The sequence below is a fragment of the Bartonella sp. AS69XJJH genome, from assembly GCF_042195585.1.
Lineage (GTDB): Bacteria > Pseudomonadota > Alphaproteobacteria > Rhizobiales > Rhizobiaceae > Bartonella.
The window spans coordinates 1-902 of the sequence record NZ_JBHIOO010000109.1; the positions used below are offsets into that span (position 1 = coordinate 1).

At 42.0% G+C, this 902-nt stretch carries 1 pseudogene; it reads left to right on the forward strand.

The annotated features are described in order from the left end of the window. A pseudogene (locus ACFIK6_RS10020) lies at positions 1-902 on the forward strand (filamentous hemagglutinin); the annotation flags it as partial.

The following is a 902-nucleotide window of genomic DNA, read 5'->3' on the forward strand; positions in this document are numbered from 1 at the left end:
GAAGGGGAAACCAAATCTGCTATCAGCGATGGGACTATCATCCTTACTGATACAACTGGACAGAGGGCGATGGGGCAAGATGCTGGACAAATCATTGATGCACTCAACCGCAACACCGCTACAGCCCACCAGGCAGTAGGACCGCTCAATGTCGCACCGCTTGAGGATATATTGCGTAATCGTTTAGGTATGAGAAATAAATGGGTAGATGAATGGTTTGATATATGGGATGGGGTTCGTAAAATGGCATTTTATGTTGACCATCCAGTGGGTGAGGTTGCGCATGATGAAAATGGCAATGTCCTCTATTTAACCGATGAAAATGGAAAACCTATAAAAGGCCGTGATGGAAAATATATCACTCTGTATCACTTTTTAAAGCCAGAGGAAGAAAAGCATTTACAAAAAGGCCCTAATGGTGCTGTTTATATGTTCTACAATGGCATTTTTAATTCACCAGATGATGCTGCGGGTAATGCTGTCCAATTGGCTGTTAATAAAAATGGTCCCCTTTATTTTACATACTTTCCCCAAGCTGACGATGTGCTGGTAGAATTAGGGGTAGCAGTTTATCAAAAGTTTTGGGAGGGTAGCACTTGGGGATTGAGTAATTCGACCAAGAAGTTCCAAGATTTTATCTATCGTTATGGCAATGACAATGCTATTGTTAGTGGGCATAGCCGGGGTACCTTAACAATACGCAATGGAGCAAATGACTTGCAAGAACATGGTATCCACAGTGTAGCCAAGAAAACAGACTTCTATCTTGTTGGAGCGGCTGCTCACATGCAATCGATGGCCAATACAGTAGATTATCTAAGCGATGGCGAAAAAAATTATATCTACATACAAGGTCATATGTTAGACCCCATTAGTACAGTGATTGGTTACAATTGGCCTAC